Source organism: Streptomyces sp. PL-25 (assembly GCF_058344915.1).
Genome location: NZ_CP136997.1, coordinates 2,914,546 through 2,936,739, shown reverse-complemented (window position 1 = coordinate 2,936,739; position 22,194 = coordinate 2,914,546). Strand labels below are relative to the sequence as shown.

The 22,194-nt window shown below is 74.6% G+C and carries 12 protein-coding genes; 11 read left to right on the top strand and 1 reads right to left on the bottom strand.

The genetic code is table 11. The features are described 5' to 3' along the window. Positions 1 to 65 precede the first annotated feature (65 nt). The 4 genes from R4Z62_RS12920 to R4Z62_RS12905 all read left to right on the top strand — a co-directional run bounded on the left by R4Z62_RS12920 (position 66) and on the right by R4Z62_RS12905 (position 4,646). Positions 66 to 677 (top strand): response regulator transcription factor, encoded by a 612-nt coding sequence (locus R4Z62_RS12920; protein ID WP_003948568.1) that lies wholly within the window; start codon positions 66 to 68, stop codon positions 675 to 677. A gap of 479 nt (positions 678 to 1,156) precedes the next feature. Next, a complete protein-coding gene (locus tag R4Z62_RS12915) occupies positions 1,157 to 1,744 on the top strand; it encodes a sigma-70 family RNA polymerase sigma factor (protein ID WP_026252030.1) in 588 nt (195 codons plus the stop codon). 169 nt (positions 1,745 to 1,913) lie between these two features. Then, a complete protein-coding gene (guaB, locus tag R4Z62_RS12910) occupies positions 1,914 to 3,416 on the top strand; it encodes an IMP dehydrogenase (RefSeq protein ID WP_064534713.1) in 1,503 nt (500 codons plus the stop codon). A 105-nt stretch (positions 3,417 to 3,521) separates the two neighbouring features. Beyond that, positions 3,522 to 4,646, top strand: coding sequence for a GuaB3 family IMP dehydrogenase-related protein (locus tag R4Z62_RS12905; RefSeq protein WP_064534715.1), 1,125 nt, complete (start codon positions 3,522 to 3,524; stop codon positions 4,644 to 4,646). A 756-nt stretch (positions 4,647 to 5,402) separates the two neighbouring features. On the opposite strand, the gene R4Z62_RS12900 is transcribed toward R4Z62_RS12905, so the two are convergent. Then, the gene (locus tag R4Z62_RS12900; RefSeq protein WP_064534717.1) at positions 5,403 to 6,611 is read right to left on the bottom strand and encodes a nucleotide sugar dehydrogenase; all 1,209 of its coding nucleotides are present in this window, start codon (positions 6,609 to 6,611) and stop codon (positions 5,403 to 5,405) included. Between the two features lie 302 nt (positions 6,612 to 6,913). Here R4Z62_RS12900 and R4Z62_RS12895 point away from each other — a divergent pair, with 302 nt between their 5' ends. The 7 genes from R4Z62_RS12895 (at position 6,914) to R4Z62_RS12865 (ending at position 22,175) form a co-directional block, all read left to right on the top strand. Then, positions 6,914 to 8,620 (top strand): glycerol-3-phosphate dehydrogenase/oxidase, encoded by a 1,707-nt coding sequence (locus R4Z62_RS12895; protein WP_491519876.1) that lies wholly within the window; start codon positions 6,914 to 6,916, stop codon positions 8,618 to 8,620. A gap of 222 nt (positions 8,621 to 8,842) precedes the next feature. Further along, entirely contained in the window at positions 8,843 to 11,119 is a 2,277-nt protein-coding gene (locus R4Z62_RS12890) for a serine/threonine-protein kinase (protein WP_491519875.1), read from the top strand. A 123-nt stretch (positions 11,120 to 11,242) separates the two neighbouring features. Next, a complete protein-coding gene (locus R4Z62_RS12885; protein WP_491519874.1) occupies positions 11,243 to 14,353 on the top strand; it encodes a serine/threonine kinase C-terminal domain-containing protein in 3,111 nt (1,036 codons plus the stop codon). Positions 14,354 to 14,497: 144 nt separating this feature from the next. Further along, the gene (locus R4Z62_RS12880; RefSeq protein ID WP_491521866.1) at positions 14,498 to 16,402 is read left to right on the top strand and encodes a serine/threonine-protein kinase; all 1,905 of its coding nucleotides are present in this window, start codon (positions 14,498 to 14,500) and stop codon (positions 16,400 to 16,402) included. A 94-nt stretch (positions 16,403 to 16,496) separates the two neighbouring features. Continuing rightward, entirely contained in the window at positions 16,497 to 18,443 is a 1,947-nt protein-coding gene (locus R4Z62_RS12875; protein ID WP_491519873.1) for a serine/threonine-protein kinase, read from the top strand. A gap of 68 nt (positions 18,444 to 18,511) precedes the next feature. Continuing rightward, positions 18,512 to 20,272 (top strand): serine/threonine-protein kinase, encoded by a 1,761-nt coding sequence (locus tag R4Z62_RS12870; RefSeq protein ID WP_491519872.1) that lies wholly within the window; start codon positions 18,512 to 18,514, stop codon positions 20,270 to 20,272. 289 nt (positions 20,273 to 20,561) lie between these two features. Further along, the gene (locus R4Z62_RS12865; RefSeq protein ID WP_491519871.1) at positions 20,562 to 22,175 is read left to right on the top strand and encodes a succinic semialdehyde dehydrogenase; all 1,614 of its coding nucleotides are present in this window, start codon (positions 20,562 to 20,564) and stop codon (positions 22,173 to 22,175) included. Positions 22,176 to 22,194 lie beyond the last annotated feature (19 nt).

Sequence of the window (22,194 nt, the reverse complement as noted above, 5' to 3'; positions counted from 1 at the left end):
ACAGGTGACGATTTCGTACCAGCCTGGAGGCTCAAGGTGACGCGCATCAGCTGCGGAGGGCGGCCATGACATCCGTCCTCGTCTGCGACGACTCCCCGCTTGCCCGAGAGGCGCTCCGCCGCGCGGTCGCGACCGTGCCCGGCGTCGAGCGCGTGACGACGGCGGCCAACGGCGAGGAAGTCCTCCGCCGCTGGGGTGCCGACCGCTCGGACCTCATTCTGATGGACGTGCGCATGCCCGGACTGGGCGGCGTCGAGACCGTGCGGCGGCTGCTGTCCGCCGACCCCGGCGCGCGCATCATCATGCTCACGGTGGCGGAGGACCTGGACGGCGTGGCGCTCGCCGTGGCCGCCGGTGCCCGCGGCTATCTGCACAAGGACGCCTCCCGCGCGGAGCTGCGGGCCACGGTGACCCAGGCCCTCGCCGACCCCACCTGGCGGCTCGCCCCGCGCCGGCTGCGCTCGGCCGAGATGGGCGCCGCGCCCACGCTCACCGCGCGGGAGATCCAGGTGCTGGAGGGCATGAGCCACGGCCGTTCCAACGCGGAGATCGGACGTGAGCTGTTCCTCTCCGAGGACACCGTCAAGACGCACGCCCGGCGGCTGTTCAAGAAGCTCGGCGCCTCCGACCGCGCGCACGCGGTGGCCCTCGGCTTCCGGTGGGGACTGGTCCGCTAGGGCCTGTCGTCAAGGGCTCGTCCGCCGTCCTGCGGGCCGGGGGCCGGGCCGGGGCCGGACCGTCCCGCCGGGCCCTCCGGCCGGGGCGGGCGTCCGGGCCGGTCACCGGCGTGCGGGGCGGGCAGCGGCCCCGCGGATCCGTCCGGCACCGGCGGCCCGCCGCCGCCCGCGCGTCCCGGCCGCGGCCGTACGCCGTCGCGGGCGTCCCGAGCCGACGCGTCCGGACGGGCGGGAACGGAGCACGGACGGTGTCGCGTACCGGGCGCCGGGTACCAGTGGCGATGCGGCCCGCCGGGCGGTCGGTGCTCGTTTCGCCGCGGATGCCGCATCCTTGAGGTGTGGAGTTCCTCGGGGACGAGTCGGTCGAGCGGAATGGGAGGGCGCAGGGGATGGGTTCCGGCGCACCTGCTCATAACGCTTCGGTGCACAACCACGAAGGCGGTGCCACGGAGCAGACGACGTCAAGGCACCATGGACCGATGCGCGACGACGAGGCGGCAGTTGCCCCAGGGGCGATCGGTGCGCTGGTGCACCGCGCCGTCGACGGCGACGAGCAGGCCACGCACGACCTGCTGGCCCGGGTCCACCCCCTCGCGCTGCGCTACTGCCGTACGCGTCTGTCCCGCCTGCCGGGCGACGCGCGCCACTTCGTCGAGGACCTCGCCCAGGAGGTCTGCGTCGCCGTCCTGCTCGCCCTGCCGCGCTACCGGGACACCGGCCGCCCCTTCGAGGCGTTCGTCTTCGCCATCGCCTCCCACAAGGTCGCCGACCTCCAGCGCGCGGCGATGCGGCACCCCGGCTCGACCGCCGTGCCCTCCGACGAGATGCCCGAGCGCCCGGACGACTCGCTCGGCCCGGAGGAGCGCGCCCTGCTCAGCAGCGACGCCGAGTGGGCCAAGAAGCTGCTGGCCAACCTCCCCGAGAACCAGCGCGAACTGCTGCTCCTGCGCATCGCGGTCGGCCTGACCGCGGAGGAGACCGGACAGATGTTGGGAATGTCACCGGGCGCGGTCCGGGTGGCCCAGCACCGGGCGCTGAGCAGGCTGCGGGCCCTCGCCGAGCAGTGACAGGGCTTCGCGGGCACCCATGGGCTCCCGCGGGACCGGCCGGGCGCGCCGGCCCCGTTCCCGTAGGAAACCACGAAGCCCGGAACGATCTTTCTTCGTGGAACGAGACGCCTCCGCTTCCCGTTAGCATGGACATCCGCACCGAGCAAGGCCATTTGGGGAAGGTGTCATGACTGCAAACGTCGACGGAGTGCCCGGTAAATTCGCGACACTCGGGCTGACCTACGACGACGTGCTGCTGCTGCCGGGCGCCTCGGAGGTGCTCCCGAACGCGGTCGACACCTCGTCCCGCATCTCCCGCAACGTCCGGGTCAACATCCCGCTGCTCTCGGCGGCGATGGACAAGGTGACCGAGTCCCGCATGGCGATCGCGATGGCCCGGCTGGGCGGCGTCGGCGTGCTGCACCGCAACCTCTCGATCGAGGACCAGGTGAACCAGGTCGACCTGGTCAAGCGGTCCGAGTCCGGCATGGTCACCGACCCGATCACGGTGCACCCGGAGGCGACGCTCGCCGAGGCGGACGCCCTGTGCGCCAAGTTCCGCATCAGCGGTGTGCCCGTCACCGACCCGGCGGGCCGGCTGCTCGGCATCGTCACCAACCGCGACATGGCCTTCGAGACCGACCGTGGCCGCCAGGTGCGCGACGTCATGACGCCGATGCCGCTGGTCACCGGCAAGGTCGGCATCTCCGGCGTCGACGCCATGCAGCTGCTGCGCAAGCACAAGATCGAGAAGCTGCCGCTGGTCGACGACGAGGGCATCCTCAAGGGCCTGATCACCGTCAAGGACTTCGTCAAGGCGGAGCAGTACCCGAACGCGGCCAAGGACGCCGAGGGCCGGCTGCTCGTCGGCGCGGCGGTGGGCGCCAGCCCCGAGGCCCTGGAGCGCGCCCAGGCGCTCGCCGCGGCGGGCGCCGACTTCCTGGTCGTCGACACCTCGCACGGCCACAACAGCAACGCGCTCAGCTGGATGTCGAAGATCAAGTCGAGCGTGTCCATCGACGTGATCGGCGGCAACGTCGCCACCCGCGACGGCGCCCAGGCGCTGATCGACGCCGGTGTCGACGGCATCAAGGTCGGCGTGGGCCCCGGCTCCATCTGCACCACGCGCGTGGTCGCCGGCATCGGCGTCCCGCAGGTCACCGCGATCTACGAGGCGTCCCTCGCCGCCCGCCCGGCGGGCATCCCGCTGATCGGCGACGGCGGCCTGCAGTACTCCGGCGACATCGGCAAGGCGCTCGCCGCCGGCGCCGACACGGTCATGCTGGGCAGCCTGCTGGCGGGCTGCGAGGAGTCGCCCGGCGAGCTGCTGTTCATCAACGGCAAGCAGTTCAAGTCGTACCGCGGCATGGGCTCGCTCGGCGCCATGCAGTCCCGCGGCCAGGCGCGGTCGTACTCCAAGGACCGCTACTTCCAGGCCGAGGTGGCCTCCGACGACAAGCTCGTCCCCGAGGGCATCGAGGGCCAGGTGCCCTACCGCGGCCCGCTGGCCAACGTGCTGCACCAGCTCGTCGGCGGTCTGCGCCAGACCATGGGCTACGTGGGCGCGGCGAGCATCGGCGAGATGGAGACCAAGGGCCGCTTCGTCCGGATCACCTCGGCGGGTCTGAAGGAGTCCCACCCGCACGACATCCAGATGACGGTCGAGGCGCCGAACTACAGCGGCAAGTAGCGGCAGGGCCCCGACGGGCGGTCCCGGAGGCATCCGGGACCGCCCTTGTCATGGGCGTCGGCGATACTGGAAGACGCTGCAACGCATCAGGGAAAGGCCACAGACGTGACTGAGATCGAGATCGGGCGCGGCAAACGCGGCCGCCGGGCGTACGCCTTCGACGACATCGCCGTCGTCCCCAGCCGCCGTACGCGGGACCCGAAGGAGGTCTCGATCGCCTGGCAGATCGACGCCTACCGCTTCGAGCTGCCGTTCCTGGCCGCGCCCATGGACTCCGTCGTCTCCCCGGCCACCGCGATCCGCATCGGTGAGCTGGGCGGCCTGGGCGTGCTCAACCTCGAAGGTCTGTGGACCCGGCACGAGGACCCGCAGCCGCTGCTGGACGAGATCACCGGGCTGCCCGCCGAGGCCGCCACCCGCCGCCTCCAGGAGATCTACGCCGCTCCCGTCAAGGAGGAGCTGATCGGGGCGCGCATCAAGGAGGTGCGCGACTCCGGTGTGGTGACCGCGGCGGCGCTCTCCCCGCAGCGCACCGCCCAGTTCTCCAAGGCCGTCGTGGACGCGGGCGTGGACATCTTCGTGATCCGCGGCACCACCGTCTCCGCCGAGCACGTCTCGTCCTCGCACGAGCCGCTGAACCTGAAGCAGTTCATCTACGAGCTGGACGTCCCGGTGATCGTCGGCGGCTGCGCCACGTACACCGCGGCCCTGCACCTGATGCGCACCGGCGCGGCCGGCGTCCTGGTCGGCTTCGGCGGCGGCGCCGCGCACACCACGCGCAACGTGCTCGGCATCCAGGTCCCGATGGCCACCGCGGTCGCCGACGTGGCCGCCGCCCGCCGCGACTACATGGACGAGTCCGGCGGCCGGTACGTGCACGTGATCGCGGACGGCGGTGTCGGCTGGTCCGGCGACCTGCCCAAGGCCATCGCCTGCGGCGCCGACTCGGTGATGATGGGCTCCCCGCTGGCGCGCGCCACCGACGCGCCCGGCCGCGGCCACCACTGGGGCATGGAGGCCGTCAACGAGGAGCTGCCGCGCGGCCAGAAGGTCGACCTCGGCACCGTCGGCACCATCGAGGAGGTCCTCACCGGCCCCTCGCACACCCCCGACGGCTCCATGAACTTCTTCGGCGCCCTGCGCCGCGCCATGGCCACGACCGGCTACAGCGAGCTGAAGGAGTTCCAGCGCGTCGAGGTCACGGTGGCGGATTCCCAGCACAAGCGGTAACCCGCCAGGACCCCGTACCACGGAAGGGGCCCGGTCACTCGTGCGGACGAGCGACCGGGCCCCTTCGTGTGCGCCGCGGAGGTACCGGTGGGGGCGCTTTCGGTACGCGGGGGGCGCACGGTTGCTTTCGGGCCGAAACCGCCGGGGACGGGCGTGTCGGGCCGGTAATGTCCGTGATCGACGGCCCGGTTGTCCGGGTCGCCCCCTTCCAAGGACATGGTCCGGACCCCGCCCCTCGGGGCCCGGCCCGATTTCCGACGCGCCGTCCACCGGGTCAATGACGGCATCGTGGAAGGGGGCGTGCCCGTGGGCCGTCATCGCAAGCCCACCCGCTGGGACCACATCCGGCTTCGGCTGGTGCAGTGCCGGAGGAGGTGGATCTTGCGAATCTACGGATGGTGAGCGGCCGCCCCCACGAAACCTAGGGGCGGACACTCCGTGATCCATCCTGGAGCCTGCCGCAGCGACCACTGCGGCGGGCTCCACCTTTTTACCCTGTGGTGCGGCCGCCCCCAAGCAGCCTAGGGGCGGACACTCCGTGATCCATCCTGGAGCCTGCCGCAGTGACCTCTGCGGTGGGTTCCACCTTTTTTACCCTGTGGCGCGGCCGCCCCCACGACGACTAGGGGCGGACACTCCGTGATCCATCCTGGAGCCTGCCGCAGTACCCGCTGCGGCGGATTCCGTCTCATACGGTAGCGGCGGGATCCGTCCGCTTCCACCGCTTCCGGCCGCCGGGCCCCCGCGCGCCCCCTTTCACAACCGGTGCGCCGCCCCCAGCGGTGCCGCCCCGCGGGTGTCCAGCAGCAGTTGGGCCTTCACCGACAGGCCCTGGAGGTCGTACGTCCGGTGGTGCTGGAGCAGGATCGTCAGGTCGGCGTCGGCGACCGCCTCGTACAGGGCGTCGGCGCGGGGCACGGGACGGTCCTGGACGCTCCAGGAGGGCACATACGGGTCGTGGTAGCTGACGCAGGCGCCGAGGCCGGTCAGCCGGACGGCGATCTCCTCGGCGGGGGTGCCCTGGAGGTCGGCGAGGTCCGGCTTGTAGGTGACGCCGAGGAGGAGGACGCGGGCGCCGCGCGCCGACTTGCCGTGCTCGTTCAGGAGGGCGGCGGCGCGCTGGACGACGTAGCGGGGCATACGGCTGTTGACCTGCCGGGCGAGTTCGACCATGCGCAGACCGCGGCCGGCCGGGCCGGACATGTCCTGGGGGAGGCCGGGGCCGCCGACGCCGGGCCCGGGGCGGAACGCCTGGAAGCCGAACGGCTTGGTCTCGGCGCAGCGCACCACGTCCCACAGATCGACCCCGAGGTCGTGGCAGAGCACGGCCATCTCGTTGACCAGGGCGATGTTGACGTGCCGGTAGTTGGTCTCCAGGAGATGGACGGTCTCCGCCTCCCGCAGCCCGCGCGCGCGGACCACCTTGTCGGTGAGGCGGCCGTAGAAGGCGGCGGCGGACTCGGTGCAGGCCGGGGTGAGGCCGCCGATCACCTTGGGGGTGTTGGCCGGGGTGAGGTCGCGGTTGCCCGGGTCGACGCGGCTGGGGGAGTAGGCGAGGTGGAAGTCGCGGCCGGCGGCGAGTCCGGAGCCCTCCTCCAGGAGGGGGCGCAGGAACGCGTCGGTGGTGCCGGGGTGCACGGGTGACTCCAGGATCACCGTGGTGTGCGGACGCAGCTGCCCGGCCAGCGCGCGGGCGGCGCTCTCCACCTGGCCCAGGTCGAACCCGCCGTCGGCGCCGCGCGGGGTGGGGGCGCAGATCACGGCGGTGCGGACGCGGCCCAGCTCGGCCGGGTTGGTGGCCGGCCGGAAGCCCCCCGAGAGCATCCGGCGCAGTTCGGCGGCGCTGAGCGAGCCGGGTTCCTCCCCGATGCGGTACCCGAGCGTGGGGACACCGGCGGCGACGGCGGCCTGGGCCAGGGGCAGGCCGAGAGGACCGAGTCCGATGACGGCGAGATCTGCGGGCATGGCGTGGGCCGTCCTTCCCAATAACCGAGGTGGGGCAGGCGCGCAAGTCCTGTGGACAGGACGAGCGAGAGCAATGTCAGACTAGGAGTAAATATGACCGTTTTGCGGGATTGACCAGCGTGTTTCTCGGCGAACCGGTGGGAGTTGTCCACAGGCCGGGGGCGACTGGTGGCTGAAGCCGGGCATCCCGGTCAGAATTTGGGCAGGGGGAACACGGAGGGGACGCGCGGGGTACAGGGGACGTGTGGGACGGGGCTTCGCCCGACGGGTGCGGCCGGCTCGACCGAGAGCGGGAGGCAGCAGTGAGGACAGCGACACTGGGGCCGGCGCAGCGCGCCGAGTCACTGGCGGCAATGGCCGAGCGTGAGCTGGACATTCTGGTCGTGGGTGGCGGCGTGGTGGGAGCGGGCACGGCCCTGGACGCGGTCACGCGCGGCCTGTCCACCGGCATCGTCGAGGCGCGCGACTGGGCGTCGGGCACCTCCAGCCGGTCCAGCAAGCTCATACACGGCGGACTGCGCTATCTGGAGATGCTCGACTTCGCCCTGGTGCGCGAGGCGCTGAAGGAGCGCGGGCTGCTGCTGGAGCGGCTGGCCCCGCACCTGGTCAAGCCCGTGCCGTTCCTGTACCCGCTCCAGCACAAGGGCTGGGAGCGGCTGTACGCGGGCTCGGGCGTCGCCCTCTACGACGGCATGTCGATGGCCCGCGGACACGGCCGGGGACTGCCCGTGCACCGCCACCTGAGCCGCCGTCACGCCCTGCGCGTGGCGCCCTGCCTGAAGAAGGACGCCCTGGTCGGCGCCCTCCAGTACTACGACGCCCAGATGGACGACGCCCGCTTCGTGGCGACCCTGGTGCGCACCGCCGTGTCCTACGGCGCGCCGGCGGCCAACCGGGCGCGCGTGACCGGGTTCCTGCGCGAGGGCGAGCGGGTGGTCGGCGCGCGGGTGCAGGACGTGGAGGGCGGCGGCGAGTACGAGGTCCGCGCCAAGCAGATCGTCAACGCCACCGGGGTGTGGACGGACGACACCCAGGCGATGGTGGGGGAGCGCGGCCAGTTCCACGTCCGCGCCTCCAAGGGCATCCACCTCGTCGTGCCCAAGGACCGCATCAACTCCACCAGCGGGCTGATCCTGCGCACCGAGAAGTCCGTCCTGTTCGTCATCCCCTGGGGGCGGCACTGGATCATCGGCACCACGGACACCGACTGGGACCTGGACAAGGCGCACCCGGCCGCCTCCAGCGCCGACATCGACTATCTGCTGGAGCACGTCAACTCCGTGCTCGCCGTCCCGCTCGGCCGGGACGACGTGGAGGGCGTCTACGCGGGACTGCGGCCCCTGCTGGCCGGGGAGTCCGACGCCACCAGCAAGCTGTCGCGCGAGCACACCGTGGCCCATCCGGTGCCCGGCCTCGTCGTGGTCGCGGGCGGCAAGTACACCACCTACCGGGTGATGGCCAAGGACGCCGTCGACGAGGCGGTGCACGGCCTGGACATGCGGGTCGCCGACTGCGTCACCGAGGAGACCCCGCTGCTCGGTGCCGAGGGCTACCAGGCGCTGTGGAACGCGCGGGCGCGCATCGCCGCCGACACCGGCATCCACGTGGTGCGCGTCGAGCACCTGCTGAACCGGTTCGGGGCGGCCGCGCAGGAGGTCCTCGACCTGATCGCCGAGGACCCCTCGCTCGGCGCGCCGCTCAAGGCCGCCGACGACTATCTGCGGGCCGAGGTCGTCTACGCCGCCTCCCACGAGGGCGCCCGCCATCTGGACGACGTGCTCACCCGGCGCACCCGCATATCCATCGAGACCTTCGACCGGGGCACCCGCAGCGCCCGCGAGGCCGCCGAGCTGATGGCGCCGGTCCTCGGCTGGGACGAGGACCAGATCGTCCGCGAGGTCGAGCACTACGAGAAGCGGGTCGAGGCCGAGCGCGAGTCGCAGCGCCAGCCCGACGACCTGACCGCCGACGCGGCCCGGCTGGGCGCTCCGGACATCGCGCCGCTGTAGCGGCGGGCGGGTCCGGGGCCGGGAGGAGAGGGGAGGAAGCGGGCGAGAAGGGGGCGTCGCTCCCAGGTTTCGTCACCGGCCGTCATCATGCCGTGTCCCACGGGCTGTTCGGCGGCCGGTCCGCCGCGCCCGGGGTGTCCGCTCGGGGCCCCCTGGGCGCCGAGCACTTGTCGCGTGGGGGACAATGGAGCCTCTGTCAGGGCGGGTTGCATGAGGGGACGCATGTCGGAGGCGGAGCGGGCGGGGGCATCCCGTCAGGACACTCGTCAGGACAACAGCGAGCGTCTTCTCGCCGGGCGGTACCGGCTGGGAGACGTGCTCGGCCGGGGCGGCATGGGCACGGTCTGGCGGGCCGAGGACGAGACCCTGGGCCGGACGGTGGCCGTCAAGGAACTGCGGTTCCCGACGAACATCGACGAGGACGAGAAGCGGCGCCTGATCACGCGGACGCTGCGCGAGGCCAAGGCCATCGCGCGGATCCGCAACACCAGCGCCGTGACGGTCTTCGACGTGGTCGACGAGGACGACCGGCCCTGGATCGTGATGGAACTGGTCGAGGGCAAGTCCCTGGCCGAGGTCATCCGCGAGGACGGCCTGCTGGAGCCGAGGCGGGCCGCCGAGGTCGGCCTCGCCGTCCTGGACGTGCTGCGCTCCGCGCACCGCCAGGGCATCCTGCACCGCGACGTGAAGCCGTCCAACGTGCTCATCGCCGAGGACGGCCGGGTCGTGCTCACCGACTTCGGCATCGCCCAGGTCGAGGGCGACCCGTCCATCACCTCCACCGGCATGCTCGTCGGCGCGCCCTCGTACATCTCCCCGGAGCGGGCCCGTGGCCACAAGCCCGGCCCGGCGGCCGACCTGTGGTCGCTCGGCGGCCTGCTGTACGCGGCGGTGGAGGGTTCGCCGCCCTACGACAAGGGTTCGGCGATCGCCACGCTGACCGCGGTGATGACCGAACCGCTGGAGGAGCCCAAGCACGCCGGGCCGCTGCGGGACGTCATCTTCGGCCTCCTCAACAAGGACCCGGCCGAGCGTCTCGACGACGTGGGCGCCCGCGCGATGCTCAACGCCGTCGTCCACGCGCCCGAGCGCGGGGCGGTGGAGCCGGAGCCGCTGGAGGCCACCAAGCTGGTGCCGCTGCCCGCGCAGCCGGACCGGCGCGGGAGCAGGGACGGCGGGAAGAAGAACGGCGGGAGGAAGGGCGGTGCCGCGTCCGGCGCGGGCACCGGCTCCGGTTCCGCTCCCGGGCCCGCCTCCGGTTCGGGTTCCGGCGCGGGCGGCAAGCGGGGCGAGGAGGCGGCCGACCGGCTGCGCGGCGCCCTGCGTTCGGTGCGCAAGGCGGCGGTGGCGGCCGGGTCGGCGACCACGGCGGCCGCGTCCCGCACCAAGCCGTCGGCGGGCACGGCAGGCACGGCAGGCACGGCAGGCACGGCGCCCACCGCGGGCACGCCCGCCGTGGGCGCGGGTCCCACCGCTCCCGGCGCCGCCGGGTCCTCGTCCACCGGATCCTCGTCCGCGGGGACCGGTGCCGCCGGAGGCGCGGCCGGGGGTGCGCGCTCCGGCGCGGTCCGGCCGGGTCAGGCGGGTGCGGCGGGTGCTTCCGGCGGGGCGGGCGGTACGGGTGGCGCCGGTGCTTCCTCCGTGTCCGGTGCCGCCGGCCCGGGTGCCGCGCAGGCCGGGCGTGCCGGGACGGGGTGGCCCGTGGTGCCGCCGCCGGACCTGGACCTGCCGCCGCGTCAGGTGCCGAGGGCGCCGCTCACCGACGTGGTGCCGAAGCGGACGCTGGTGATCATCGCGGTGGTCGTCGTGCTCGCGGTGATCGGCACCGTGCTGACCATCGCCTTCAGCGGCGACGACAAGGGATCCGAGGACGGTCGCGGCGGCGCCACGGCGGCCACCGCGGGAGCGGCCGGGAGCGCCACGGCCGACCGCGGCGGGAGCGGCACGAACGGCAAGCAGACCGACTCCGCGACGGGGCAGGGCGGTTCGCCCGCCGCGAGCAGCGGTGCCGGCAAGGGCGCGGCGGGCGGCTCCGACGGCGGCAAGGGCTCCGGGCACGGTTCCGGTGACGACGGCGCCGTCTCGACGTACCAGGGGCAGGGCTTCTCCATCGGGCTGCCCGAGGGCTGGAAGTACAAGACCACCGGTTCCTCCGGGGCCCGCTTCACCGGCCCGCACGGGCAGAAGCTGCTGGTCGCCTGGACGTCGACGCCCAAGGACGACCCCGTGGCCGACTGGAAGAGCCAGGAGGCCTACATGGTGCGCTCCGGCTACCACAAGGTCCGCATCGAGAAGGTGGACTACCGGGAGTGGAACGCCGCCGACTGGGAGTTCACCTACACCGAGGGCGGCACCGGGTACCGGGCGGTGGACCGCGGGTTCGTGGTCGACGACAAGCACGGGTACGCGCTCATGTACACGGCCGAGGCCGCCGACTGGGACGGCGACCTGCGCCAGGACACCTGGCAGACCCTGACGAAGACGTTCGAACCCAAGTGAGATCCGGCTTCCCCTCTTGCGGGTCGCCTCCGGCACGTATCGTGAATGGTTGCGGACCGTGAGCACCGGGAACGGGACGCGTGGCGAACGCATCTGACTGGACGTGCGGCCGGGGGAGGCAACGTGGACGACTACGCGGGCCGGGTGCTCGCCGACCGCTACCGCCTGCCGCTGCCTCCGTCCGACGCGTACGAACTCACCGAGACCCGGGCCTTCGACACCTACAGCGGGCAGGAAGTGCTGCTGCGCCAGGTGCCGTTGCCCGAGGTCGTAGAGGCCGAGGTGCTCGACGCGGACGGGCTGCCCGAGGGGTTCACGGCGCGCGACGGCGTGTTCCGGGGCCCCGGGGCGCTCGGCGGGCGTACGGGACGTACGGTGCCCCCGGCGCGCGCTTCCCGCGCGGAGTCAGGAGCCACGCGCCGGCCGGCCGATCCGGCGGTACGACGGGCGATCGAGGCCGCGCAGGCCGCCGCGCGGATCCCCGACCATCCGCGGCTGGACCAGGTCTTCGACGTGTTCGCGGAGGACGGTTCGCTGTGGATCGCCAGTGAACTGGTCGCCGCCCGGCCGCTGTCGGCGCTGCTGGCCGACCGGCCGCTGACGCCCTACCGCGCTGCCGAGGTCGCCTCCGATCTCCTCATGGCGCTGCGGGTCCTGCACGGCCACGGCTGGGTGCACCGCAACATCACCGCGCGCACCGTCCTGGTCTGCGACGACGGCCGGGTGATGCTGACCGGTCTCGCGGTCGGCGCCGCCGAGGAGGCGCTGTGCGGCTACGACCCGGTGCCCGCGCCGGACGGCGAGGGCGACGCGGCCCGGGAGGGCGGCGGATTCGGCGGGTACGCGGGGTTCGGCGCGGACGGCGGGGAGTCCGGCACGGGGGGCGGGGCGGACGCCCCCGCCGGGCCCGGCGGGATCCGTGACGCGCTGGACGAACGCGGCTACGGCGGGCCGCCGGGCGGGGCCGCTTCCGGTGCTGCTCCCGGAACCGCCTCCGACACCGCTCCCGGTACCGGCTTCGGTGCCGACCCCGAAGCCGCCCGGCGGGCCGCGATCGAGGCGCGGGCGGCCGGTGCGCTGCCGCTGCCCGGCGGCGGGCCGGACAGCGGCGGAGCCGCGGGCGAGCTGGTGCGGTCCACGCCGCCGAGCGGGGACGACATCCGGGCGGCGCGCGCCGGGGCCATCGCCGCCTATCGCGCGGGCGCGCGGGCGGCGGCCCGGGTGCAGGAGGCGCAGCGGGGTGCGCGCGCCGCCCTGCCCGGCGCCCGCCCGCCCGCCGAGGGCGAGAACCGCGCCGCGCCGCCCGGCCAGATCGCCGACCCCTACGGAGTACGCGCCACGCCGCGCCCGGGGGCCGCCGGTGCCGACGACACGCCGCCCGCGGGGGGCGTCCCGCGCCCCGGGAGCACCGAGGACGCCGAGGGGTTCGCGGGTCCGGAAGACGCAGGAGACGTGGGAGACGCAGGCGACGCGGGAGACGGCGGCGCGCAGGGGCGCCCGGCCCTCCCGCCGTCCGGTTCCCCGGACCCCTGGTGGAGCACGTCCGCCGCCGCTCCGCCCGCCTCCGGGGCGCCCGGCTCCGCCCCGTACGCCCTCGGTCCGGGCGGCCCGGAGCCGTACGCCCTCGGCCGGGGCGCACCGGACCCGACCGGCCGCGGCCCGTCCAGCCGCGGCCCGTCCGGCGTACCGCCCGAGGACGGCCCGGCCGTCGAGGACGGGCGCACCGGCGCTCCGTACCCGGGCGGCCGGGCAGCGGACGCTCCGGCGACCGGTGACCGTGACCGTGATCGTCACCGTGACCCGTACGGCGGGCCGGGCCCCTCCGGCGGTGCGTACTTCGGCCCCCGGCCCGTCACCGGGGTCCCGGCCGCCCGCGCCCCGTACTCCGGCGACCGCCCCGCCCCGGACCGACCGGCCTCCGACCGCCCGGCCTCGGACCGCCCGGCCTCCGACCGCCCGGCCTCCGCCGGGGCCGGGCCGGGGAGCGCGCTGGCCGCCGAGCGGGCGCGGCAGGCGCGGATGACCGTGGTGGGGCCGGTGACCGAGCGCTGGGCGCCGGAACAGGCCGGGCCCGTACACGCGAACTGGCAGCTGGCCGCGCCGATCGGGCCCGCCACCGACCTGTGGGCGCTGGGCGCGCTGCTCTTCCGCGCCGTGCAGGGGCACGCGCCCTATCCGGAAGAGTCGACCGCCGAACTGGTGCAGCTGGTGTGCGCGGAGCCGCCCGCCTTCGCCGAGGAGTGCGGCGCGCTGCGCCCGGTCGTGGAGTCGCTGCTGCGTCAGGACCCCACCGAGCGACTGGACTTCGAGGAGCTGGGCGGCTGGCTGCGTTCGCTGGTGCGGTCCGCGCCCGAGCCGGAGGCCGGCGCGCACGTCGTGGCCGCGCCGCCCGCCGACCCGAAGCGGCTGCCGATCGTGCGGCGCCGCGGCGAACTGGTGCGCAGGCGCCGCGCCGGGCTGCCCGCCCACCACGGGCGGCACAAGCGGGGCGGGCGGGAGGGCCGTTCGCCGCGCAGCCTGGGACGGATCCTGCTGTTGCTGGTGCTGCTCCTGCTGGCCGGGGCGGTCGCGTTCGCCATGCTGTTCCTGCCGAAGTCCGACCGGGACACCGGCGGCGGGCGGCCGGACACCGGCCGGACGGGCGGGGCGAGCGACGCCCCCGCGCCCCCGGACGGCTCGCGCGCGAGCGGCACCCCCGGCGGCGGGCGGAGCACGGCGGACGGCGGCGGCAGCCCCTCGCAGTCCTCCGGCGCGGCCGAGACGCAGACCACCGGCGCGGGCGTGCCCGGCGGCTTCACGGTGCGCAAGGACGCCGCCGGGTTCCGGATAGCCGTCGCGAGCGGCTGGAACCGCACCCCGGGCAACGACCGGGGCCAGGTGGTCTACTCCCGGGGCGACTTCGAGCTGATCGTGGTGCCCGGACGGGACACCGCGAAGCGGTACGGCGGCGATCCGATGGTCTACCAGCGCGAGGACGAGTACGAGTTGCGGGACTACCGCGACTCCAGCTGGGCCACCTCCTCCGGGCTGCGGACCACCCAGGTCGGCGGGCGGACCATGGCCGAGGGGCAGTTCACCTGGAGCGCGGGCGGGCGGCAGCTCTTCGTGCGCAACCTCGCCCTGCTCCTGGACGGCCGCTACCACGTGGTGCAGGTGCGGGGCCCGGAGTCCCAGCGGGACCAGGTGGACAAGCTGTACGAACAGGCCACGGCGACCTACCGGTACACCGGCTGAGGCGCCGCCGCCCCCGCGCTCCCGCACTTGGGGGGAAGCGACAACTGTCACAGTGCGGTTTCTGGGCACCCCCACCGGTTCCCTGCCGGAGGGGCGGTCCCTAGTCTGGGCCTGTCAAGAACATTGCGGGGAAACGTGAATCAGATGCAGGGCCAGCTGCTCGCGGGCCGCTACCGGCTCGCCGACGCCATCGGCAGCGGCGGTATGGGCCGGGTCTGGCGCGCGCACGACGAGGTGCTGCACCGGGCCGTGGCGATCAAGGAGTTGACCGCCGCGCTGTACGTCGCGGAGAGCGACCAGGCGGTCCTGCTCGCGCGCACCCGTGCCGAGGCGCGCGCGGCGGCACGGATCAACCACTCCGCCGTGGTCACCGTGCACGACGTGCTCGAACACGACGGCCGCCCGTGGATCGTGATGGAACTGGTCGAGGGCCAGTCGCTGGCGGACGCGGTCAAGGAGCGCGGCCGGGTGGAACCGGCCGAGGCCGCCCGCGTCGGCCTGTGGGTGCTGCGCGCCCTGTGCGCCGCGCACGCGGCCGGCGTCCTGCACCGCGACGTCAAACCCGGCAACGTCCTGCTCTCCCAGGACGGCCGGGTCCTGCTCACCGACTTCGGCATCGCCCAGATCGAGGGCGACACCACCATCACCCGCACCGGAGAGGTCGTCGGCTCGGTCGACTACCTCGCCCCCGAGCGGGTGCGCGGCCATGACCCGGGCCCGTCCTCCGACCTGTGGGCGCTGGGCGCCACGCTGTACACGGCGGTCGAGGGCCTGTCGCCGTTCCGCCGCACCTCGCCGCTGACCACCATGCAGGCCGTCGTCGACGAGGAGCCCCGCGAGACGCGGCACGCCGGTGTGCTCGCGCCCGTCATCACCGCGCTGCTGCGCAAGGACCCGGCGGCCCGGCCGGACGCGGCCACGGCCGAGCGGATGCTCGCGGAGGCCGCCGAGGGGCGGCGCTCCACCCACGCGCAGGCGTACATCCCCACCCAGTACACCGGGCAGCCGTCCCCGCACACCGCGGGCTCCGGCGGGACGGGCGGCCATCAGGGCGACCCGGGCACGCACGGGACCACCGGCTCGGGCACGCACGGGACCGCGGGGCCCTACGCGGGCACCGGAGCGCACGGCACGGGCGCGTACGGCACGGGCGCGTACGGCGGCACGGGAGCGCACGGGAGCGCGGGCGTGCCGTTCGACGGCACCGGCACCGGCACCGGCATCCCGGCCGGCGGCACGTACCCCGGTCACCGGCCCGGCGCGACCGGGAGCTCCACCGTCGTCCCCGGTGCCGTCCCGGTCTCCCACCACCCGGCGACCGCGCAGACCCCCGCCGGATCCCCGGCGGCGGGCGGCAGCGGCGGTGACGCGCGGCCGCGGTCCACGGGCCGGCGGCTGCGCAACGCCGCCCTCGTGGTGGTCCTCGCCGCGGTCATCGGCGGCGGCACCGCCGTGGTGCTCCAGGAGTGGGGGCCCGGCAGCCGGACGGAGGCGGGGGGCTCCGGCCCGGCGCTGCCATCGTTGTCCGCGACGGCCCCCTCGCCGACGCCCCGCAGGACCAAGCCCTCGACCGACAGCATCCCGGCCGGCTGGAAGCGGGTCACGGACCCGTACGGCTTCAGCATCGCCCTGCCCGGCGACGACTGGAAGCGGGTGGTGTCCAACCAGGCCCTGCGCCAGGTCGACTACACCCCGGACGGCGGCAAGCACTTCATCCGCGTCGCGGTCACCGAGTCGCCGGAGTTCCCCAGCGCGTACGACCACCAGAAGGACCTGGAGGAGCAGTTGCGGCGGCTGGTCGACTACCGGCGGGTGATGCTGGAGAAGGACACCTTCCGCGACCGTCCGGGCGCGCTGTGGGAGTACTCCTGGACGGCGCTGCCCAAGGACACCGCGTTCCCCGGCCCGCGGCACGCCATCGAGGAGACGTACTTCTCCCGCTCGGGTGTCGAGTACGCGATCTACATGTCCTCGCCCGAGGCGAGCTGGCCGGTCACCCGCAGTCAGTTCAAGTCGGTGCTCCAGAGCTGGCGGCCCGGCACCGACTGACCACCGCCGGCCGGACACGAAGGCCTGATCAGATCCCCTTCTTGGCCGGTCGGCGTGCCGGAAGCCGGGCGTCCGATGCGGCATGATGGGGCGTATGGGGACCGAGGGGGACGACTTCCGTGTGGTAGCGGGACGTTACCGCCTGGAGGCGCGGATCGGGCGCGGCGGCATGGGCGTCGTCTGGCGGGCGACCGATCAGCTGCTGGGACGGCGGGTCGCGGTCAAGGAACTCCCGTTCGACGAGACCCTGTCCGCCGAGGAGGCCCGCCAACTGCGCGACCGTACGCTGCGGGAGGCGCGCGCGGTCGCCCAGCTGCGGCACCCGCACGTCATCGTCGTCCACGACGTCGCTGAGCAGGACGGGCGGCCGTACATCGTCATGGAGCTGATCGAGGGCGGTTCGCTCGCCGACCGGATCGCCGCCGACGGGCCGGTGGACGCCGCCGAGGCCGCCCGCATCGGCATCGCGCTGCTGGGCGCGCTGGACACCGCGCACGCGGCCGGTGTGCTGCACCGCGACCTCAAACCGGCGAACGTCCTGGTGGAGTCCGGCACCGACCGCGTCGTCCTCACCGACTTCGGCATCGCCCAGGTGGCGGGCGCCCCCACGCTCACCGAGACCGGGGCCTTCGTCGGCTCCCCGGAGTACACCGCGCCCGAGCGGATGTCCGGCGTGGGGACCGGCCCGCAGTCCGACCTGTGGTCGCTGGGCGCGCTGCTGTGCACGGTGCTCAGCGGTGCCTCGCCGTTCCGGCGGGACTCGCTGGGCGGGATCATGCACGCGGTCGTCCTCGACGAGATCCGGCCGCCCGCCGAGGCGGAGCCGATCCTGCCCGTCGTACGCGGGCTGCTGGAGCGCGATCCCGAGCGGCGGCTGACGGCGGACGCGGCCGAGCGGATGCTGCGCGCCTTCCTGGACTCCGGGCGTACGCCGGGGCAGGCCCCGGACAGCTCCGCGCCGCACCAGGGCGACACGCCCCGACAGTCCCGCGCCCCTCGTCCGTCGCTGCCGTCCTTGCCGTCCCTCCCGTCTCTGCCGTCGCTGTCCGCGCTGTCGCCGCGGTCGTTGCGGGGCTCCAAGGGGGCTCGCTCGGCGGGGTCCACGGCGGCTTCGGCGTCTTCGGCGTCTTCGGCGTCCGCGGGGTCCGCTGTGTCCTCCGGGTTCTCCGAGCCGCCGTCCCCGGCGGAGCCGCCCGCGTTCCCGTCGCCGCTGCCGGCTCCGACCCCGGCCCTGACACCGCCGCCGCGGGCGGGGCGCGCGGGCGGGGCGCCGTCCGGTCCGCCCGCGCGGCTCTCCACCCGGGGTGTGCTGATCGCGGCGCTGCTGGTCGCCGCGGTGGCCGGGGCGGGGGTGTCCGCGGTGACGCTGCTGATGAACGGCGACCGCGACGGCGGCGGTACGCCCGCCAGTTCGGCGCCGGGGCACGGTCCGGGCGCCTCCGCGGGCACCTCGGCGGGCCCGGCGACCGGAACCGCCTCCGCCACGGCCCCCGCCACGGCCCCCGCCTCCACGTCCCCGACGCCCTCGTCCGGTGCGCACGCCACCCCCACGCGGACCCGCCCCGCCACGGGCGCCGACGCCCCCTCCGCGCCCTCGGGCTACCACCTGGCGCAGGACCCGGCCGGTTTCTCCGTCGCCGTACCGGACGGCTTCGCGCGCTCGCCGCAGGGCGCGCGGATCTTCTATCTCTCGCCGGGCGGTACCTTCCGCCTCGGCATCAAGGCGGCGGCGCCGGAGCGGGGCGGCCCGCTCGCGGTGATGCGCCGCGCCGACGCCGGCGGCCCGTCCAGCAACCCCGGCTACCACGACGGCCAGGTCACGGCCACCACGCACGGCGGACACTCCGCCGCCCTCTGGGAGTTCACCTGGAGCGGCTTCAGCGCGGCGGAGGGCGCCCGGCACACCTACGACCTGTGCTGGGAGCAGGACGGGCGGATGTACGACGTGTGGCTCTCGGCACCGGTCGGGAAGGTGCGCGAGGCCAGGGAGTACTTCGACGTCGCCGTGGACACCTTCGTGCCCGGACGCGACAGACCCTAGGTCACGGGTCTGTGACCGCCCCGCATCCGCGATGGAGTCCCGGGCGCCCCTCGCGATATGGATGGACCATGAGCGACAACGGGGGAGCCCAGCACGAGCCGTACGCACCGTACGAGCCCCACGAATCCACGAGCAGCTTCGTCCTGCGGCCACCGGATCCGCAGCCTCGGGTGCCGCACCCGCAGAATCCTTACGCCGCCCCGACCGCCCCGACCGCCCCGACCGCCCCGACCGCCCCGACCGCCCCGGCCGCACCAGCCACCCCGGCCGCACCAGCCACCCCGGTGCCCCCCGCGTTCCCGGCGGCCCCGCTGGCCCACGTCCCGGCCCAGGCCCCCGACCCCGGTACCGGCCGGCTGATCGCCGGCCGCTACCGGCTGCTGGCCAAGCTGGGGCACGGCGGTATGGGCACGGTGTGGCGGGCCGAGGACGAGACGGTGGACCGCGAGGTCGCCGTCAAGGAGCCCCGCGTCCCCGAGCACCTGCCCGAGCGGGAACGGGCCAACGCCTTCGAGCGGATGCGCCGCGAGGCGCGCGCCGCCGCCCGGCTCGACCACCCGGCCGTCGTCAACGTGCACGACGTGGCCGTCGTCGACGGGCAGCCGTGGATCGTGATGGAACTGGTCCGGGGCCGCTCGCTCGGCGCCGCCCTCCAGGAGGGCACCCTGGACGCGCGCGAGGCGGCCCGCGTCGGCCTGGAGGTGCTCGGCGCCCTGGAGGCCGCGCACGCCGCGGGCATCCTGCACCGGGACGTCAAGCCGGACAACATCCTGCTCGGCCGGCACGGCCGGACCGTGCTCACCGACTTCGGCATCGCCCAGATCGAGGGCGAGACCAGTCTGACCGACACCGGCGGCTTCGTCGGCTCGCCCGAGTACATCGCGCCGGAGCGCGTGCTGGGGCAGCGGCCCGGCCCGGCCAGCGACCTGTGGTCCCTCGGCGTGGTGCTGTACGCGGCCACCGAGGGCGTGTCGCCGTTCCGCCGCAGCAACACCCCGGCCACCCTCCAGTCGGTCCTGAACGCCGCCCCGGCGCCGCCCGCCGCCGCTCCCGGCCCGCTCGCCGAGGCCATCACCGCCCTGCTGCGCAAGGATCCCGCCCAGCGCCCGGACGCCGCCCGGGTCCGCGCCCTGCTGACGGCCGCCGCGGCGCCGCCCGTCCCGGCGCCCACCCAGGAGGTCCGGTACGTCGAGCGTCCCCGGCGCGGGATCCGTCTGGGCCGTACGGCCTGGCTCGGGCTGGGCGCGGCGGTCGTGGTGGGCGCGATGGCCGCCTACCTGGCGGTCGCGCGGCCGTTCGCGGGGCCGCTGCCGGACGGCTGGACGACCCACCAGGAGAAGGACGTCGCGGCGACGCTCGCCGTGCCCGCCGACTACCAGCGCACCCTGCCCGACCGGAAGTCCGACGACGGCCACTGGGTGACGTACACGGACTGGAGCGGCAGCGTGTGGGTGACGCTGTCGCTGGCCAGGCAGGCGGAGGACAAGAGCCATGAGATAGCGGGCTCGGCCGCGGCCGAGATGTACCAGGACGACGCCGAGTTCAAGAAGCGCGGCGACTACGGTCTCGACATGCCCGCGGAGGCGCGGACCGCCCCCGACGACAACGCGACGTTCCACGGGCGCAAGGCCGCCGGGAACACGGTCGTCTACACCACCGACGACTCGCAGCACCCGCGCCCGCGCGAGGTGCGGGTCTTCTACTACCGCACCGGCGGCGGCGACATGTACCGGCTCACCGTGGGCTACCCCGGCAAGGGCGACTTCACCGAGCGGGGCCGGGAGGTGGCCCGGACGGCGATCGCCCAGCTGGACGTCGACACGCTGTGAGCCGGTGACGGCCGCGGGCGCGCGCGTGCGCTGCCGGAGCCGGATGCGCGCGGCGGGAGCGGGATGCGCGCGGCGGGAGGGGGATGTGCGAGACGCGAGCGGGATGTGCGGGGCGCGAGCGGGATGTGCGGGGCGGGAGCCGGGCGTGCGTCGGGCGTGCGCCGCGGGCGGGAAAAGAGCCCTGATCAGCGGGTTTGTTGCCAGTGATCGCTGGCGGCATGTGTGCGGTCGGTGAAACCCCGTTACCGACGGGTACACAAACCCGCGGCCACGTCATACCCTGCCGTTCATGACGGACGCGCAGGCCCCGGCACAGACCGGCACGAATCCTTCGGCCCCCGCCCCCGCGGGCGCCCGTACCGCCGCGGACGTGGTGACCCCCGAGCTGGTCGCCCGGCTCACCAAGGGCGTCACCGGATCGGGCCGGACCGCCAACCACACTCCGTTCACCGGCGAGAAGCTCGCCGACCTGCCCGAGTCCACCCCCGAGGACGTCGCCCTCGCCTTCGAGCGGGCCCGCGCCGCGCAGGACGTCTGGGCGCGCACCCCCGTGCGGCGGCGCGCCGACGTCCTGCTCCGCTTCCACGACCTGGTGCTCGCCCGGCAGGCCGAGGTGCTGGACCTGATCCAGCTGGAGACCGGCAAGGCCCGGCTGCACGCGCACGAGGAGGTGCAGGCGGTCGCCGTCGCCGCCCGGCACTACGGCCGCCGGGCCGCCGCGTATCTGCGGCCCAAGCGGCACACCGGCGCCATCCCGGTGCTGACCAAGGTCACCGAACTGCGCCACCCGCGCGGTGTCGTCGGTCAGATCGCCCCCTGGAACTACCCGCTGGAGCTGTCCGTCGGCGACGCGCTGCCCGCCTTCGCCGCGGGCAACGCGGTGGTGATGAAGCCGGACACCGAGACCTGTCTGACCGCACTGTGGGCCCGCGACCTGCTCATCGAGGCCGGACTGCCTGCCGAGGTGTTCCAGGTCGTCATCGGCGAGGGCCCGGTGGTCGGCCCGGCCGTCGTCCGGCACGCCGACTACGTCTCCTTCACCGGCTCCACCCGCACCGGCCGCGAGGTCGCCCAGGGCGCCGCGGCCCGCCTGGTCGGCGTCTCCCTCGAACTCGGCGGCAAGAACGCCATGCTGGTCCTCCAGGACGCCGACGTCGAGAAGGCGGCGGCCGGCGCGGTCCGCGCCTGCTTCTCCTCCGCCGGGCAGCTGTGCATCTCCATCGAGCGGCTGTACGTCCACGAGGCGGTCGCGGACGCGTTTCTGGACCGCTTCGTCGCCCGCACGAAGGCGATGCGGCTCGGCACCTCCCTGGCGTACGGCGCCGACATGGGCTCGCTGGTGGGCGAGCGCCAGTTGGAGACCGTCACCCGGCACGTGGAGGAGGCCGTCGCCAAGGGCGCCACGGTGCTGGCCGGCGGCGTCGCCCGCCCGGACCTCGGCCCGTACTTCTTCGAGCCGACCGTCCTCGCCGGAGTCGAGGCCCCCATGGCGGTGTGCACCGAGGAGACCTTCGGACCGGTCGTCTCCGTCCACCGCTTCTCCGACGAGGACGAGGCCGTCGGGCACGCCAACTCCACGCCGTACGGCCTGAACTCGTCGGTGTGGACCAGGGACGCCCGCCGCGGCCGGGAGATCGCCGCCCGGCTGCGCACCGGCACCGTCAACATCAACGAGGGGTACGCGCCCGCCTACGGCAGCGCCCAGTCACCGATGGGCGGCATGAAGGACTCCGGTCTCGGCCGCCGGCACGGCTCCGAGGGCATCCTCAAGTACACCGAGGCGCAGACCGTCGCCCACCAGCGGCTGCTGCCCATGGCCCCGTCGCTCGGCATGGACGACGAGGGGTACGCCGCGTTCATGACCCGCAGCCTGAAGGCGATGAAGGCCCTCCGGCTCCGCTAGCCCCTCCGGCTCCGCTGGG